The organism is Paenibacillus sp. J2R1T-4 (assembly GCF_059692235.1).
Genome location: NZ_JCAUBA010000006.1, coordinates 243,206 through 259,811 on the forward strand (window position 1 = coordinate 243,206; position 16,606 = coordinate 259,811).

A 16,606-nucleotide genomic window follows, 5' to 3' on the forward strand; every position below is an offset into this window, starting at 1 on the left:
AGGCAAGCAGACATTATTGTCAATATCAAAAAATCTGACCGATAGTTCATCGGCCAGATTGTGTCATGCAGCTAATTGTAATAGAAAGAGTTCAAGGCCAAGCACTTTGTCGATCTTCCCGGTCTTCATCTTATAGTCCAAATCAGCCAATTCCGAAATAATCCGGGTAAGCTGCTCATCCTTATAATTAGCTCCTTGCTCTGCGGCTATCTTCACAGCATAAGGGTGCAAGCCAAGCTGCCCTGCTAATTGCTGTTGCGAGTAGCCTTGACGCGACATCTCTTTCACTTGCAAAATGATTCGGAACTGTCTCGTTATAAGGAGCATTAACTTGACGGGTTCTTCTTTCTGCTTGATCAACTCGTGCAAGATCGTGAATGCCCGCTTCAGACGCAATCTGACGATATCTTCTATTAAGATAAATACATTCTGCTCGGTGTTTGGGGTAACAAGACTTTCAATGATGTCTCCTGTCACAACTCCATCTTTCCCAACATAGAGTGATAATTTCTCAATCTCAGCAGATAAGTTCTGCAGATTGGCACCCCCGTATAACACCAATTGATCGGCAGCCCCTTCGGCAAAGCTGATGGAAACACTAGCCGCTTGACGTTTGACCCACAGCAGCAAATCTTCCGCAGACAAGGCCGGAAAAGAAATAGAGCATTCTTTCAAAGCTTTTACTAGCTTTTTCCGTTCGTCCAGCTTATCGCCGTCGACTAGGAGCAAGAGTACGGAGAAGTCAGCAGGGGCTTTTAAATAATCCATTAAATGATCCGTATTGTGCTCTACCTTGGAGCTGTCCTTCGCCCCGGTAAGAAAACTGGCATTCTTCGCTATAACTATCTTTTTCTCTGCCATGAATGGAGGCGTCTGCGCATCCTCTAACACGTTGCTTAAGCTTGTCTCAGACAGATCGTATCTTGATACAGCAAAATCCCGCTCACTAGGGTCGATCAGCTTGTCCATTATGAATTGAATGAACTCTTGCAGCATATAACGTTCTGGACCATAGCATATGTATATAGACCGTGCGCTCCCTTTCGAAATTTCTTTAGAAGCCGTTTTGTAATCCATCCTTCAACACCCATCCTTCTAAACCGATCATCTCTTCCTCCGTGCTTCCTGATATTTTAACAAAAACAAAGGGATCACGTCAAAATCCGAAGATTTCGACATCATCCCTTTGTCCCAGCACATCTATATAAACACGAGCCGAGGAGTCCTAGGCACTCCCGGCCTGCGATCATACGCTGTCAGGCGGAGTTGAACGTTTAATGATCTGTTACTTTAATATACGCTCCGACTGACATTGTGTGCATACCGTTCGCTTAATATTTATTTGGCTGTTCCGACGTCGCAAGCAGAAGTTTCACACGTTTCAGTCTTTGTCGTTAGATCAATGATGAACGATTTGCGGACTTCACCTTGTGTAACCGTATAGGATAGTTGAGAGTTTGACTTCCAGACATCCAGAGTTATATGATCCTTGTCAGACCATTGATACCCCGAGGTGTAGAGAATATGATTCTCGTCCGACTTCTTCACAATGGTGACTCTCTTCGTATCCGCATTATAGATTGCGACACTTAATTGATCGGGTGACTCCAGACGATGTACATCAGCCTTAATCATTCCCATAATCGAGCTGCTCTCATAGCCGCTGCCAGGCAGCTTACCGCTTAAAGGCGGTACTAGTGCGTTTGGACTCGGAGTCGGACTAGGCTGCATCTGAGAATCCGCACTCTTCGGTGAAGGTTCAGTTGTATCAGTCGCTTTGTTGTTGTCCGTCGACCCTGCCGAAACTCCCATCCGATCCTTATCGCCTTTCTCCATTTGAGCCTGCGGGCCATATGTGTCAGCGGTCGAATTCGACGCTGCGCCAGCATCCGCAAGGTCAGAAGTCGAAGTCGGGTTCTCGTTGTCCTTAGGAACACCGTTCTCTTCTGTCGATTCTGTCGCACCTTGTGTTGTGTTCCTTTGAACCTGCTGTGTGCCGTTGGAAGCCGAGTTCGTGCTCACTGCACTAGAAGGCGCAATCGACTTCAACTGGTTCGGACTTGGAGTTTCCTCGGGGGGAGCGGAAGCAATCTCCTCATCCTTCGCCTCTTTGCTCACGGTTGAATCTGAAGTTGGAGCAATCATTGTCTGAGCGTTGGGCACATCCATCTTAGTATCAGATCCAGAACCAGCGCTGGTTGTTTGCTTCAGCTTATCCGATTGATTCGCTGAGCTAGCTGCCATCTCGTGATTCATCAAGGATGAATCCGCATTTTTCTTTTGCGACACACTATCTTGATTCGTTATAAAGAGCGTTAGTATAATTCCTGCGGCCACCACACCGCCAATAGCACTTAGCGGGAACGATTGACGCAATCTTCTCAACCAGCCTCTTCCATACAGGGGTTGAACAGTTGAAGCACGCTGACTAGCCGCACTTAAGTGCTCCTCAGTCGTTTCTTGGATTCTTAGGCGGTCAATCTCCTCGAGTCGAGGCAGAATAGAATCGACCAGACTGTAAGGAGGTAACACTTTAGGAATGTTGGCCAGATCGAGAGAAAGCTGTTGTAGCCGGGAATATACATCCGCACATTCCGAACATCGGCTCATATGAACCAACATGGTTTGGCGCTCCGAATCGCTTAGATCGTGATCCAGATCACGCTGCATCAATTCCACCGCCTCTTGACATGTCATCCCCGCACACCACCTTTCTGATAATCACGGAGTAATAGTTGCAATTGTTGTCTCGCTCTGAAAAGGTAGGATTTGACCGTATTGAGCGGCAAATCGAGTGAATCTGCAATTTCATTGTAGGAAAAGTCCTGTAAGTATCTCAATACGACGACTGCTCGATGATGCTCAGGGAGTTTGTCGATCGCCTCTTGTATATCTTTGGCAACATATGTTGATAAAATTTCTTCTTCAACATCCTGAGATCCTGAGAACACCAAATCATGCTCTTCAATGGAAACGGTCGACTTCGTTCTACGAAATTTGTCAATGCAAATATTCGTAACGATCCGTTGCACCCATGTCTTGAATAGGGCTTTTTCCTCATAAGAGTTAATTTTGGTGTAGACCCGAATGAGCGCTTCCTGAGCCGCATCCTTCGCATCCTGCTCATTGCCTAGAATGTAGAAGGCAGTACGATAGATATGGGATTCTATCTCTCGCAATAGGGTTATAAGAGCGTCGCGATCGCCCGATTGGGCAGCAGTAATCAATTCCTTCGCTACCACAAGGTTCCCCCTTTCTTGCAACTTTTTAAACGTATCTAATAGGAAAAAGGTTGCACACTTTTATAAACTTATTCAATATTCCGTCGAACGCTCCATCCATTTTAACAGAAATCAGGTAATCAAAACATTAATTATACCTTAATTTTTCATACGAAAAACTGAGTCATCCATTCGATCCATCGCGCCCCAGGGTAGAATAGGAATTGCGCCAAAACGGTCCCAAGAAAACGGGAACAAACAAGCATAAGCACCATATGACTCATTTGCGAGCCTCTCTTCTTGCCGGATAGCACCTGGTCGGTCAGTAAGGCTACCTTCGGATCGATGGTAAGTGCAAGCAGTATTGTCGCGATGCCGTTAATCATACCTGATGAAAGTGTCGAAGTCGTTGCCCGTTCTGGACTAAGCAAACCTGCATACAGAGCTGATAATACCCCTACTGTATAAATAGCGGTGATAACCGTGTTCAACAGCAGCAAACGCTTCGGTACTCCGCCAATTCGGAAGCTGTGGATGATGCGCAGGTTCGGACTGCGAAAGTAATGCTTAACGGCTCCCAGATGTTTGGCCTGAAGCGCTTCTTTCATCAAATAAGGAACAGAGCCGCTTATTTCCAGCCTTTCAATCGCTTTGGCAAAAATAGCAACAAACGTAGGAATCAACATAGCTCCAATGACAGTCCCTAGTGTGGCAGAACCTATGATCCAATGGAATTGTTCTTTTACCACATTAAGACTGCCCGATGTCATAGCACGATCGATTAAACTAGCAATTAATACCATCTGCACCATATTAGCTGTTCTCGAGAAGATTACAATGATATTAAATAACGAGAAGGCACTAGCCAGCCTTGCGGTGCGGGTTCCCGCAAGTCTGGCCGCATAGGAGAGAGTCTCAATCGCGTTTATGAGAAGCGTGAAGAGGAGAATAAGGAGCAATTTATCATTCATTCAATCACCTCGCATGCAAATTCGGACAACTAGACTACACTCATTCTCTCAGCAAATGGTAATAAATTCAAGTAAACAAAAAAAGATCGGCAAAATGTTCGCCGATCTCGCGTTCAAACCAATTATAAAGTTCCCACTTCATCTAAATCCATGGATGCGATTGTTTCTTTAGCTGCTTCATCCCCATATTCATATATTTTCTTGTAAATTTGCTTTAATGAATCATCATAATCATCATTCTCCACATCTTGATGATAGGGCATGCCTGGAAGATGTGCTCGTGTGAACGTGGCGTCATCAAATTCCATTTTTTCGTTCATCATGTCTTGTAAGAAATTCATTTCTTCTGGAGTAGCGTGAATTTTAAATTCATAGGCTGCTGCTCCCTCATTTTCCAAAATTGTATTCGCCTGAACGGAAACATAATAAGTTTTTTTATCCATTCTGTACCCCCGGGTTATAGTTATGAATAATAAAATGCGTACAGCATAACGACTACTATTACAGCCAAGGGAAACAAAACGTACAGCAGTAAAATTGGATTTGCCAGAATAGGATGTTTTGTCGTTGTATGGTTTACAGCTCCATCAACATTGCTTCGCTGCAATTTTTTGTTCGCGAACATGGAGTAGACCATCCCCACCAACAATACTGCGGCAATAGCAGCAATACTAATCCAAAGTGTCATAGCTATACCCCTTTATTTAGTCATATTCCTAACTTCAATATCTAAAGGATTTCCAAATACGACGCCTAGTTATTCTAACCAAACTCATCCAATCGCCATTTGAGCAGAAAGGACTCATTTCATCAACTTCCGGGTTACCTTCAATCCTTCCTTAGTGACTTGGAAAACCACTTCCCCATCACGGTCCGTACGATATATTTCCGCTTCCGCTGAATCTATCCGCTCAAGCACTTGAGGGTTCGGATGCCCATAAGAGTTTGTAGCCCCGACACTTATTACGGTTCTCCGGGGCTTCCAGAACTCAAGCCATTCCGCAGCAGTCGAGCTTTTACTTCCATGATGGGCGATCTTAAGGACATCGATTGATCGGTTGTTGACAGTTGCTGCCTCATCTGAGATAGTACTGATCAACTCTCGCTCTTGGTTGACTCCAATATCACCAGTGAATAGAAATTGCGAACTAAACATAGACATCCACAGAACTAAGGACTCCCCATTCTGGTCATCGACAATTTCAAGTGATTGCTTGCTCTCCGATACGGGTCCCAGAACTATTATTTCTGTATATTTGTCGAGTTTCACCTTTGCCCCTGAGCTTCCACCCATAAGCTGCGCCCCATGTTGAATAGCTGTTTCTAATAGCTTCTGCGAGCTTGGATTCCCTTTCCACGAATCATTGAATAGTACTGCTTTGACCGGAATTTGCTCAAGCACAGCTTGCAAACCGCCGATATGATCGGCATCTTGATGACTAATGACCAAATAATCGATGGTATGGATGCCGCGTTTTTTGAGCAGTGGCACAAGAAGCTTCGCCCCAACTTCGAAAGGATCTCGACGCTCCTTCCACTCTTCACCGGGTTTACGGAAATTGATTGTCCCTCCGCCGTCAATCAACATGACTCTCCCTTGAGGAGAGCGAACCAGAATTGAATCGCCCTGACCCACATCGATGAAGCTTACGTCCCCCGAATTTTCCATTTTGAACGGTGTATAGGCATAGGTTAGCCAGATTAACATGACACATGCAGCCGCGGTAACAGGTCCGAACCGTCTACTATCTTTCCAATAGGACCAGGCTTTGTACATAAAAGCTAATAAGGCGAAATAAGCCATAATCCAAAGGAAAGCCGGTGTTGGCCAGATCTGCTGTGTAAGGTTGATGGCTGCTCCATACTCCACAGACCAGAATGTGATCTGATTGCATACATCTGCCAACCATGCAACCCACGCTCCTCCTTGCAGCCATACTAAAGACAGCATTAACGCTATTGATCCTAAAGGTAAGGTTAAGAAGCTAATGAACGGTACAAGTAAAAAATTCGCCATCCAGGAAAGCAAGGAGAATGAATTGAAATAGTAAATCGAAATGGGGAAGGAGATCAATTGAGCAACCGTAGTTACGGAAAGAGCCGAATTCAGTATCGGAGAGCGAACAGGCAATAATTGCGAGAATCTAGGAACCCCTATGATTAATCCAGCTGTTACGATAAATGAGAGTTGGAAGCTCACATCAAATAAATAGTAGGGCTCCCAAATCAGCATGATGAGTGCAACTGCACTTAACAAATGCAGACCATCCTTCAACACGCCTCTTCTTGCAGCATATAAAGCTATCATCGCCATCATACCTGCACGTACTACAGATGGTGAACCGCCAGCAATTGCTGTATAGAGAGGCACAATTACCATTGTTAAAACTTGTGTCTTTTCTCGTGTAAATCCGAGAAGTCTCAATATAGCCATACATCCTGTTACGAATACAGCAACATGCAGTCCCGATATAGCTAATATGTGAGTCAAGCCGAGCTTCGAGAATTGCCCAAACCGCTCTGGATCCAAATCTTCACGAATACCGAGCACCAGACTTTTCATATATCCTGCATGAACGGGCTCGAACAACAGGTCGAATCTGCCGCCAAGGAGCGTCCGAGTGTCATCGTTCCAGCGTAGCAGGGTTAGCGGGGACCAATAAGCGGCATCTGACTGTGATACTTCAACCGTGCTTAGACCCTTAACGGTTAATAACCAATGGATATGCTTCAAATATAAATACCGCTTGTAATCAAATCCACCGAAGTTACGAGCAGGCTCAGGCTCTTTGAGAGTGCCTGTTAACAGGATACGATCCCCTCTCCCCCAGCTTCGGGCTGCCGTCTGCTCTTCCAGGGTAGTAAGACGAATCGAAACCTGCATACGCTCCCCCTGATACGGGTTGGCCCGGATCGTGAACGACACCTTATCACCGTCCACATCAACCGTTGATGAAATCACGCCATTCACCCTTAGATCTTCACCGATGGGAATGTCAAGCCCTAAGGCCGTCTCATTCCGTTGATCGTAGCCCGTATAATACGATGCAGAGATAACCAGCAGCAAGATAGAGGCCAAGATACGGTGCCCAAGAGGTTTCATGGCTCCTGATAAAGCCCAAAACACAATCCCGACAGCTCCAATCCTCCAGCTTAACCAATTCAGTTCAGCGAATTCAGCAATGCTGTAACCGCACACCCATACAATTGCAGCCCGAACAATCGGCCTATTCTTCAATTAGTTCCCCCCTGACAGCCTGAATCTCAATAAACAAGCATAAACGGCTTTGCCGTCCTATAAGGCGGCGTCCGTTTGGCGAAGAAATATCAGAAAAGGATAAATTTTATACTTTCTGATATTTTAAAAACACAAAAAGAACCCCTCACGCCTAAGCGGTAAGAGGTTCTTCCTCAATCATCTTGTTCAGTTCGTTACATTCCCAATCATTCCCTGAGGAGCTTCATAAGAGGCCAGTGCTCGGAATACGATGCCTTTTCTCTGCATCATACTCGATACTTTGTCCTGATCCTTCGGATAAGACCTGTGATATACAATTTCCACGATGCCGCTATTGGCCAGCATATTGGCGCAAGTCCAACAGGGCTGATCTGTGACATATACGGTGGAACCTTCACGATCTTCCCGGTCCGTGAAGAGAAGCAGGTTCTGCTCAGCGTGAATCGTTCGGATACAACGTTGTTTCTTTACCATCGTCTCCGTTCCGTCCACCTGTTGTACCTCCAGCTCTTCTACAACCATGCAGCCTTCCTCCGAGCAATCAGGCATGCCCATTGGAGCGCCATTATAAGCGGTGCCTAGCAGCTTCTTGCCTTGCACCAGTACCGCACCTACATGACGCCTTGGACACTGCGAGCGTGTTGCTACCATATAAGCGATATCCATGAAATACGTATCCCAATCTTTGCGAGGAGGATGTTTCATCCCTTCGTTATCCGACCCTGTCACTCTTACGTTCATCCGCGCTGACTCTCCTGAATCGCTTGGTCAAGATCGAACAGGATATCGTCGATTGACTCCGTACCGACAGACAGGCGTATCATTCCCGGTGTTACACCAGTCGATTCTAACTTTTCGCCTTGAAGTTGGCTGTGTGTTGTGCTGGCTGGATGGATGATCAGTGATTTGGAATCTCCAACGTTGGCCAGGTGAGAGAACAGCTTGACACTCGCGATCAGCTTCTTGCCTGCTTCCAGGCCGCCTTTTATGCCAAACGTAAGAATAGCACCATGGCCATTACTCAAGTATTTTTGAGCCAGCTTGTATGAAGGGTGGTCTTCCAGACCGACATAATTAACCCACTCTACCGATGGGTGCTGCTTCAGGAATTGAGCAGTCTTCAATGCATTGAAGCTGTGTCGTTCCATACGCAGGTGAAGCGTCTCCAACCCTTGGAGAAGCAAAAACGAGTTAAAAGGCGAGATAGAAGCGCCGATATCTCTTGCGAGTTGAACCCGAGCTTTAATAATATAAGATATTGGACCAAGCGCATCCCAATACACGAGTCCATTATAACTTGGGTCTGGCTCCGTGAAGCCTGGGAACTTCCCGCTTTCTTTCCAATTGAATTTGCCGCCATCGACAATAACTCCGCCGATCGAAGTGCCGTGTCCGCCGATAAATTTAGTTGCCGAATGTACAACAATATCTGCTCCGAACTCAATCGGACGCATCAGGTAAGGGCTAGGGAACGTATTGTCGACAATAAGAGGAATTCCGTTCTGGTGTGCAATTGCAGCTACTGCTTCTACATCCAATACATCACCCTTCGGATTACCGATGGTCTCAGCGTATAGCGCCTTGGTATTAGCATTTATCGCTTTACGGAAGTTCTCCGGGTCACTTGGATCAACAAAAGTAACCTTGATTCCCATTTTTGGGAAGGTGTTAGCAAATAAGTTATAAGTCCCGCCGTACAAGCTGGATGCAGATACGATCTCATCCCCGGCAGAAGCAATGTTCAAGATTGAATATGTAATGGCAGCTTGACCGGATGCGGTTGTCAATGCGCCTACTCCGCCTTCCAGAGCAGCAATACGTTTCTCGAATACATCTGAAGTCGGGTTCATTAACCGAGTATAGATGTTACCGAATTCCTTCAATGCGAACAGATTCGCCGCATGCTCAGCATCCTTGAAGCCATAGGATGTAGTTTGATAGATTGGTACCGCTCGAGACATCGTTGTAGGATCGATCTCTTGTCCCGCATGAACTGCTAATGTATCCAAAGATAATTTACGCTCTTCCGTCATGACCACTTTCCTCCCTATATCATCTATATGAATCTCCCTTATTTTCGCATATTCAGTTACAAAATGAAAGATATTGTCACTTCAATTCTACTATAGTTATTTCTTTGATTGATTCAAATATTTTGACGCCTATTCCTTTGACTTTAAGCAGTTCTTCAGTAGAACGGAATTGCCCTACCTTAACTCTGTAATCTAAGATCGCTTGAGCTTTGGCCGGACCAATCCCAGGAAGAGCATCTAACTCAGCCAATGTTGCCTTGTTGAGATCGAGTTGTTTGGAAGTCCCTTGCTGTTCGGGAGCTTGCTTGTGAATCTCTGGGGTTGTTGAGACTGTTTTTTCAGACGGTTCAGCGGAATTGGCAAAAAGTATGGGAAGCTCATCGTTTCGCAGATGCCAGCCTTCGATCACGGAAGAGGGGATCCAAGGTTTGGTTAAGTACAGAATGATACTTATAAGCACTGCCATGAGCCCAACTGAGCTAACAAATCGTTGCCATCCAAGTGATACGTTCCTCATCCCAACCTCCGCATTTGCGCTATTTTATGTTTTTGCTGCATGACTTCCAGATTTTTGGCATATACATATAAATAATATATGAGCGGTTCTACTGCCTTGGGGCCATGGAAATGTGTGGGAGGGATTCATGATGAAGGTTGGGTTTATCGGGACAGGCAGCATGGGGAGCATTCTTATAGAATCATGGATAAGTTCGGGAGCGCTTCAGCCTGAAGATATATTAGCAAGCAATAGAACGTTAAGCAAAGCAGAACAACTGGCCATCCGGCACCCGGGACTTACGGCCATGAAATCCAATATCCAATTAGCCCAGGAGTCTGATCTTCTTTTCCTATGTATCAAACCAACCGAATACAAAAGAGTGTTGGATGAAATAAAAGGGGTTCTTGTATCCGACCAGATTGTAGTTTCAATTACTAGCCCGGTCATGGTCAAGCATCTGGAAGACTTGCTTAATTGCAAAGTTGTAAAAATGATTCCAAGTATCACCAACTACATGCTTAGCGGTGCAACCTTATGTGTGTACGGTAAACAAGTTACAAAAGAAGACCGGGCTATGCTTCACCAGCTATTCAGCGCAATAAGCTCACCAGTGGAAGTGAAGGAAGATTTCACACGCATTAGCTCTGACTTATCAAGCTGCGGTCCTGCCTTCATATCATTCTTCTTGCAAAAGCTGATTGATGCAGCCGTAGAGGAAACCGGTATTCCGCGTGAAGAAGCTACAAAATTAGCTTGCGAAATGCTGCTTGGAACTGCAAAATTATTAACCGAAGGCGGCTTCACCCCAGATACATTACGGGAACGAGTCTCGGTCCCTGGCGGAATTACTACAGCGGCGATTTCCTTGATGTCAACGGAGCTGAATGGTATGTTCAACCGGCTAATCCAAATAACACACGCCAAGTATTATGAAGATGTGGAAAAGGTTGAGAGTTTATTTTACGGCAAAATAGCCGATTAGACGTTCATATAAAAGGAAAGCTTACCTGCTCAGGAGAGGACGATTGTCTCTGTTCCCGGCGCAGGTAAGCTTTTATTATTGTATAGGATTGAAGCTAGTCGCGTCGCTTAAGCTTTACAGCTGCGAGCCGTTGTTATCCGACAACCAGATTTACAAGCTTGCCTTTGACAGCAATCACTTTGCGTACACTTCTGCCATCAATCGCTTCCTGCACTTTGGCCAGACCAAGGGCTATTTCTTGCATAGCTGCTTCATCCGTATCGTTGGCGATCTGAGCACGCTCAACGATCTTCCCATTGACTTGAATGACAATTTCAACTTCATTATCAACCGTATAAGTCTCATCGTAAGAAGGCCAGTTCGAGTAAGTGATCGATTCCTTACCGCCCAGACGTTCCCACAGCTCTTCGGCCAGATGCGGGGCCAACGGTGATAGCATTTGAGTGAACTGCTTCATAGCTTCCTCAGGAAGTTTGTCTGTTTTGTACGCCTCGTTCACGAAGATCATCAACTGACTGATCGCGGTATTGAAGCGCAGAGCTTCCATGTCTTCCGTGATCTTCTTGATCGTTTTGTGCCAGACGCGTTTGAATGATTCAGATGTATCGGAATCACTTGTAATCTTGGAATTCAAGCTTCCATCGTCTGTTACGATCAATCGCCATACACGGCTAAGGAAACGGAATGAACCTTCTACCCCGTTCGTATTCCAAGGCTTAGTCGCCTCCAATGGACCCATGAACATTTCGTATACACGCAGTGTGTCCGCGCCGAATTCATTAACAATATCGTCCGGGTTTACTACATTGCCGCGTGACTTACTCATTTTTTCCATATTCTCGCCCAGGATCATACCTTGGTTTACTAGCTTGTGGAACGGCTCTTTCGTGTTCACTACACCAAGATCGTAAAGAACCTTGTGCCAGAAACGAGCATATAGCAAATGCAATACTGCATGCTCAGCCCCGCCGATATACAGGTCAACCGGCAGCCATTCCTTCTGCAGTTCATCCGAACAAAGCGCCTGATCATTATGCGGATCGATGAACCGCAAGTAATACCAGCAGCTTCCTGCCCATTGCGGCATTGTGTTCGTCTCGCGGCGAGCAGGCTTCCCAGTCTCAGGATCGACTGTGTTCACCCACTCTGTTACATTCGCAAGCGGCGATTCACCCGTACCTGACGGACGAATCTCATCCACCTCAGGCAGCAGCAACGGCAATTGGTCATAAGGCACCGGCTTCATAGAACCGTCTTCCAGATGAAGAATCGGAATTGGCTCTCCCCAATAACGCTGACGGCTGAATAGCCAATCTCTTAGACGGTAAGTTACCTTGCCCTGTCCTTGGCCATTTACTTCTAACCATTGGATCATCGCAGCAATTCCAGCGGCATTATCCAAATTGTTAAGAATATCGGAGTTCACATGCGGCCCGTCTCCAGCAAATGCTTCCTTGCTTACATCCCCGCCGCTCACTACTTCAATAATCGGCAAATCGAATTGCTTGGCGAACTCCCAGTCTCTCTGATCATGGCCAGGAACGGCCATAATGGCACCTGTACCGTAGCCTCCAAGCACATAGTCTGCAATCCAGATCGGAACTTTGGCCCCATTGACCGGATTGATGGCATAGGCGCCAGTAAATACGCCCGTTTTATCCTTAGCTAGATCTGTTCGCTCCAAATCGCTCTTGCGGGCAGCCTTTTCCTGATAGTCCTTCACAGCGGCAGCTTGTTCAGCTGTTGCGATGACACCAACCAAATCGTGCTCAGGCGCCAATACACAATATGTCGCGCCGAACAGGGTATCTGGACGGGTTGTGAATACCGTCAGTTGTTGCCCATTATGACCTTCCACAGCGAATATAACTTCTGCGCCCTTGGATTTGCCGATCCAGTTGCGCTGCATGTCCTTGATGCTCTCCGACCAATCCAACTCTTCCAGATCCTCAAGCAAGCGTTCAGCGTACTCCGTAATTTTCAATACCCATTGGCGCATCGGCTTGCGAACAACAGGGTGATTGCCTCGTTCACTTAGACCATCGATAACTTCCTCATTGGCCAATACCGTACCTAATGCTGGGCACCAGTTAACAGGCACTTCCGCAACATAGGCCAATCCTTTGTTGTAAAGCTGGATGAAAATCCACTGCGTCCATTTGTAGTAGTCCGGGTCTGTCGTGCTAAGCTCCCGATCCCAGTCGTAGGAGAAACCCAGAGATTTGATCTGTCTGCGAAAGTTATCAATGTTCTTGAATGTAATGTCGCGAGGATGCTGTCCTGTATCAAGCGCATGCTGCTCAGCAGGCAAGCCAAAAGCATCCCAGCCCATCGGATGCAATACATTATAGCCGCGAAGGCGCTTAAATCGGGATACGATGTCCGTGGCCGTATATCCTTCCGGATGACCGACATGCAGTCCGGCACCTGATGGATAAGGAAACATATCCAGCGCATAAAACTTCGGCTTGGAGGACTTCTCCTCCACCTTGAATGTTTTGTTCGCATCCCAGAATTGCTGCCACTTCGGTTCTATCTTCTGTGGGGTGTAACCTTGCTGTTCTCTTTCTTTCACTTGTTCTTGACCCGGCTGTGTCATGACAATCTCGACTCCTTCAGCAACATATTGAAGTTTGTAAACATAAGAAAAACCCCGCGCCTCTAGCATATCGCTAGGGACGAGAGGTTCTAGTTCCCGTGGTACCACCCTAGTTGGTTCAAGACGTACTTCGTCTCAAACCCACTCTGAACCCTTAACGCGGGTATACGATTCGGTTAAATCAACGAATGCGGCTAGAAGCTCCTCTGCAGAGTCTATCCATTCTGTTGAAGTTCACCGTCTGGCTCCAAGGCGAGTTCACTTTTCTCATCTGCCGACTTGCACCAACCGCCGACTCTCTAATGGGATGCAGAAAAATTACTACTCCTGTTCGCTGCCTTACAGTATAAAATCTTCTTGCTATTATACATTTACCAGGAATGTATTGTCAAGCGAGCCCACTGAAACCATGTATCTGACATGTATGGATATGATTTTTAGAACTGCATGCTCAGATAACTTAAGGTACCGAATTCATAACTGCGGTGGATGACCTCAGGTTTACGATTCGGATCCCCGCTTCCGAAGGCAATATATAGTGGCACGAAGTGCTCCGGTCTAGGTACGGCCAGTTTGGCTGATGGGGCAAGCTCCGCATAACGAAACAAGGCTTCTGTATTGTTACTCTGTATATTCTCGATCAACCAATCGTCGAAGCTCACAGCCCAGCTCTCTGGAGTCCCACTTCGATCGCCCCAATTCAGGATGCGTAAATTGTGAACAGTAACTCCGCTGCCGATGACCATAATATCTTGCTCTCCGAGTCCCTTCAGCGCCTCACCGATCTGGTACTGTTCACTCGGATGGAGAAATGGATGAACCGATATTTGCACAACTGGAATATTCGCCTGAGGGTACATACGATGCAGCATGGTCCATGAGCCATGATCGAGCCCTCTAGTTTCGTTGAGCTGCACAGTGATGCCTTTATCTGTAAATCGCTGTGCAACTTCAGCAGCAAGCTTCTTGGAGCCCTTGGCCTTGTATTGAATCGCGTATAAATCAGGTGGGAAGCCTCCGAAGTCATAGATCGTATCGTAAGTATCGTCCGTCGAGGAGATGCTCAGCACTTCACTTTCCCAATGAGCACTGAATATGACGATTGCCTTCGGATTATACTTGGGTCCAAGCTGCTCTAGAAATCTAGTGTATGCTGTGTCTTCAATCGCTGTCATTGGGGAACCGTGCGCTAGAAATAAGGATGGAATCATAGTAGGACACTCCTTTGATATTTACTTATTATATAATAGTTAGTTACTTATTGTTATTTATCCTGAAGTCAGTATACTATCACTCCCCCTGATTGTCAAATGATTGCTTGGACTAAGAAAAATCGCTAGAAAAGTCCTTGGCGGTTGAGTTTAGTTTGGCGCCGAGAGGGCAGAAAGATGGGTTCCAACCGCTGTTGTACTTGAATTCTTTGATTATATTTAATGGTGAGAATCCAAGTACAAAGGCGGACGCTGACGCTTTTCCACTCCATCTTCCTGCCCTTTTCCTGTCTACTTTTTTTAGATAGTTACTTCTCCTATAATGTCAAAAAAGAGGCCTCTCGGCCCCTTAACGACAAATTTACTTTCCATTCCATTCCTGCAGAAACTGTTCCAAGAAACGCTCCATATATTCATGACGCTCCACCGCCAAGCTGCGGCCGGATTCCGTATTCATCCGATCTTTGAGCAGCAACAGCTTCTCATAAAAATGGTTAATTGCTGATTGTCTCCCGCTTCTGTATTCTGCAGCGCTCATTGCTTCCCTTGCTGGATGCTCAGGGTCATACATCAGATGGCCTTTGACGCCTGCGTAAACGAAGGTGCGGGCTATGCCAATGGCACCGATTGCGTCCAGCCGGTCTGCATCTTGAACAATTTGTCCTTCCTGCGTTCGCATCGGGGGGTTGTGTCCGCCGTTATAAGACATCGTAGAAACAATCTCGAAGATATGTTCCCTTGTGTTGTGCGGAATTGGCTGTCTATCCAGCCAGTCGCGAACTTTCCGCTCTCCTGCCTCTTTGGAATCATTCAGCTTCTCGTCTCCAACATCATGAATAAGTGCAGCCAATATACAAGTAAAACGGTCTGCCCTTTCTTTCTCCGCCAGTTCGCTTGACAACCTGGCTACACGTTCAATATGCGGCCAATCATGACCGGAGCGGTCGCTCTCGTGTACCGTTCGGGCGAAGACTTCAGCATCCAGCAACACTTGTTCCAGTTCCTTACTTATCTTAACCACGGCTCAGATCCCCCCTACATTGCGTTACGACGACGTTAACATTAACAGACATCATCCCTTATCCTTTGAGCGCAACAAAAAAAGCCCGTTCGGTCTTCTCATCGGACGGCTGCATCTTAAAGTCGGCGTAACGGAGCACTTGACTGAATCCGCTAGTATACAACTGCTCCTCAATCCAATCCAGCTTATACGCACGTTGTAAGTGGAGCTCATCGATTCGGCGATACGAGCCCGAGCGGTCATCCTTCACGAAGATGGTCAATTCATGCTCAATCTCGAACCGCTCCTCATCGAGCTCACAGGTCCAAATATAGGACACTTCCTCTTCCCGGAGCAGGAAGGGCTGCATTTCGGCATAAGATTGTAACTGAGCTATGGTGTGCATATCGAAGAGGAAAGTGCCGCCCTCATTTAGACCGTTGAACGTTTGACGGAAGGCTTGAATCAACAGCTCAGGCTCCGTCAAATAATTCAAGCAGTCACAGAATGAAATAACGGAGTCTACCGGCTCATGCAGTTCCCATTCGCATATGTCCTGTTGGACCCAATTCAATGCGCCGCCTGCGGCAAATGAAGAGCGGATCCGATGCTGCTCTTCCTTATCGCGAGCTACGGCTAACATATCCTCAGAGAGATCAATCCCAGTGACCTTAAGGCCAATCTGAGCTAACGGAATGGCTATATTACCGGTTCCGCAGCCCAAGTCTACAACCGTAACCGGTTTGCCATGCTCTTCCCAACACTTACTTGCGAATCGTACCCATTGGGGATAGGGCATATCCTCCATTAGTCGGTCATATGTATAGGCGAATTTCTCATAGGCCACTATCG

Annotated in this window: 15 protein-coding genes and 1 other annotated feature; of the genes, 1 reads left to right on the plus strand and 14 read right to left on the minus strand. The window is 46.4% G+C overall.

Going from position 1 to position 16,606, the window contains the following annotated elements; genetic code table 11:
- Positions 1-63 precede the first annotated feature (63 nt).
- The 10 genes from holA to AC58QD_RS13245 form a co-directional block, all read right to left on the minus strand.
- Entirely contained in the window at positions 64-1,077 is a 1,014-nt protein-coding gene (gene holA, locus AC58QD_RS13200; RefSeq protein WP_497333856.1) for a DNA polymerase III subunit delta, read from the minus strand.
- A gap of 261 nt (positions 1,078-1,338) precedes the next feature.
- Positions 1,339-2,697: an anti-sigma factor family protein gene (locus AC58QD_RS13205; RefSeq protein WP_497333858.1), complete on the minus strand. Its 1,359-nt coding sequence runs from the start codon at positions 2,695-2,697 to the stop codon at positions 1,339-1,341.
- Complete coding sequence (locus AC58QD_RS13210) at positions 2,694-3,242, minus strand: RNA polymerase sigma factor (protein ID WP_497333860.1); 549 nt, start codon at positions 3,240-3,242, stop codon at positions 2,694-2,696. The genes AC58QD_RS13205 and AC58QD_RS13210 overlap by 4 nt, the downstream gene beginning before the upstream one ends.
- Positions 3,243-3,388: 146 nt before the next feature.
- Positions 3,389-4,192 (minus strand): lipid II flippase Amj family protein, encoded by an 804-nt coding sequence (locus AC58QD_RS13215; RefSeq protein WP_497333862.1) that lies wholly within the window; start codon positions 4,190-4,192, stop codon positions 3,389-3,391.
- Positions 4,193-4,314: 122 nt separating this feature from the next.
- Complete coding sequence (locus tag AC58QD_RS13220; RefSeq protein ID WP_497333864.1) at positions 4,315-4,635, minus strand: hypothetical protein; 321 nt, start codon at positions 4,633-4,635, stop codon at positions 4,315-4,317.
- A 20-nt stretch (positions 4,636-4,655) separates the two neighbouring features.
- Positions 4,656-4,880, minus strand: coding sequence for a hypothetical protein (locus AC58QD_RS13225; RefSeq protein ID WP_497333866.1), 225 nt, complete (start codon positions 4,878-4,880; stop codon positions 4,656-4,658).
- A 114-nt stretch (positions 4,881-4,994) separates the two neighbouring features.
- Positions 4,995-7,430 (minus strand): DNA internalization-related competence protein ComEC/Rec2, encoded by a 2,436-nt coding sequence (locus AC58QD_RS13230; RefSeq protein WP_497333868.1) that lies wholly within the window; start codon positions 7,428-7,430, stop codon positions 4,995-4,997.
- A gap of 186 nt (positions 7,431-7,616) precedes the next feature.
- Positions 7,617-8,135 carry a deoxycytidylate deaminase gene (locus AC58QD_RS13235; RefSeq protein WP_497333986.1) on the minus strand — a complete coding sequence of 173 codons (519 nt, stop codon included), beginning with the start codon at positions 8,133-8,135 and terminating at the stop codon, positions 7,617-7,619.
- Positions 8,136-8,167: 32 nt separating this feature from the next.
- A complete protein-coding gene (locus AC58QD_RS13240) occupies positions 8,168-9,463 on the minus strand; it encodes a homocysteine synthase (RefSeq protein ID WP_497333870.1) in 1,296 nt (431 codons plus the stop codon).
- Positions 9,464-9,539: 76 nt separating this feature from the next.
- The gene (locus AC58QD_RS13245; RefSeq protein WP_497333872.1) at positions 9,540-9,980 is read right to left on the minus strand and encodes a ComEA family DNA-binding protein; all 441 of its coding nucleotides are present in this window, start codon (positions 9,978-9,980) and stop codon (positions 9,540-9,542) included.
- A 130-nt stretch (positions 9,981-10,110) separates the two neighbouring features.
- On the opposite strand from AC58QD_RS13245, the gene comER reads away from it, so the two are divergent.
- Positions 10,111-10,944, plus strand: a complete 834-nt coding sequence (gene comER / locus AC58QD_RS13250) for a late competence protein ComER (RefSeq protein ID WP_497333988.1) — start codon at positions 10,111-10,113, stop codon at positions 10,942-10,944.
- A gap of 133 nt (positions 10,945-11,077) precedes the next feature.
- Here comER and leuS read toward each other — a convergent pair whose 3' ends face one another.
- The 4 genes from leuS to AC58QD_RS13270 all read right to left on the minus strand — a co-directional run bounded on the left by leuS (position 11,078) and on the right by AC58QD_RS13270 (position 16,604).
- Entirely contained in the window at positions 11,078-13,543 is a 2,466-nt protein-coding gene (leuS, locus tag AC58QD_RS13255; protein ID WP_497333874.1) for a leucine--tRNA ligase, read from the minus strand.
- Positions 13,544-13,615: 72 nt separating this feature from the next.
- Positions 13,616-13,887: a binding site (T-box leader), on the minus strand.
- Positions 13,888-13,980: 93 nt separating this feature from the next.
- Positions 13,981-14,754, minus strand: coding sequence for a dioxygenase family protein (locus AC58QD_RS13260; protein ID WP_497333876.1), 774 nt, complete (start codon positions 14,752-14,754; stop codon positions 13,981-13,983).
- Positions 14,755-15,115: 361 nt separating this feature from the next.
- Complete coding sequence (locus AC58QD_RS13265) at positions 15,116-15,775, minus strand: HD domain-containing protein (protein ID WP_497333878.1); 660 nt, start codon at positions 15,773-15,775, stop codon at positions 15,116-15,118.
- Positions 15,776-15,833: 58 nt separating this feature from the next.
- A complete protein-coding gene (locus AC58QD_RS13270) occupies positions 15,834-16,604 on the minus strand; it encodes a class I SAM-dependent DNA methyltransferase (protein ID WP_497333990.1) in 771 nt (256 codons plus the stop codon).
- Between the last annotated feature and the right edge of the window lie 2 nt (positions 16,605-16,606).

Excerpts from the sequence above, each read along its gene's own strand:
- holA (WP_497333856.1), bottom strand. The coding sequence starts at position 1,077 with ATGGATTACAAAACGGCTTCTAAAGAAATTTCGAAAGGGAGCGCACGG.
- AC58QD_RS13205 (WP_497333858.1), bottom strand. The coding sequence starts at position 2,697 with ATGACATGTCAAGAGGCGGTGGAATTGATGCAGCGTGATCTGGATCAC.
- AC58QD_RS13215 (WP_497333862.1), bottom strand. The coding sequence starts at position 4,192 with ATGAATGATAAATTGCTCCTTATTCTCCTCTTCACGCTTCTCATAAAC.
- AC58QD_RS13220 (WP_497333864.1), bottom strand. The coding sequence starts at position 4,635 with ATGGATAAAAAAACTTATTATGTTTCCGTTCAGGCGAATACAATTTTG.
- AC58QD_RS13225 (WP_497333866.1), bottom strand. The coding sequence starts at position 4,880 with ATGACACTTTGGATTAGTATTGCTGCTATTGCCGCAGTATTGTTGGTG.
- AC58QD_RS13235 (WP_497333986.1), bottom strand. The coding sequence starts at position 8,135 with ATGAAACATCCTCCTCGCAAAGATTGGGATACGTATTTCATGGATATC.
- AC58QD_RS13240 (WP_497333870.1), bottom strand. The coding sequence starts at position 9,463 with ATGACGGAAGAGCGTAAATTATCTTTGGATACATTAGCAGTTCATGCG.
- AC58QD_RS13245 (WP_497333872.1), bottom strand. The coding sequence starts at position 9,980 with ATGAGGAACGTATCACTTGGATGGCAACGATTTGTTAGCTCAGTTGGG.
- comER (WP_497333988.1), top strand. The coding sequence starts at position 10,111 with ATGAAGGTTGGGTTTATCGGGACAGGCAGCATGGGGAGCATTCTTATA.
- leuS (WP_497333874.1), bottom strand. The coding sequence starts at position 13,543 with ATGACACAGCCGGGTCAAGAACAAGTGAAAGAAAGAGAACAGCAAGGT.
- AC58QD_RS13260 (WP_497333876.1), bottom strand. The coding sequence starts at position 14,754 with ATGATTCCATCCTTATTTCTAGCGCACGGTTCCCCAATGACAGCGATT.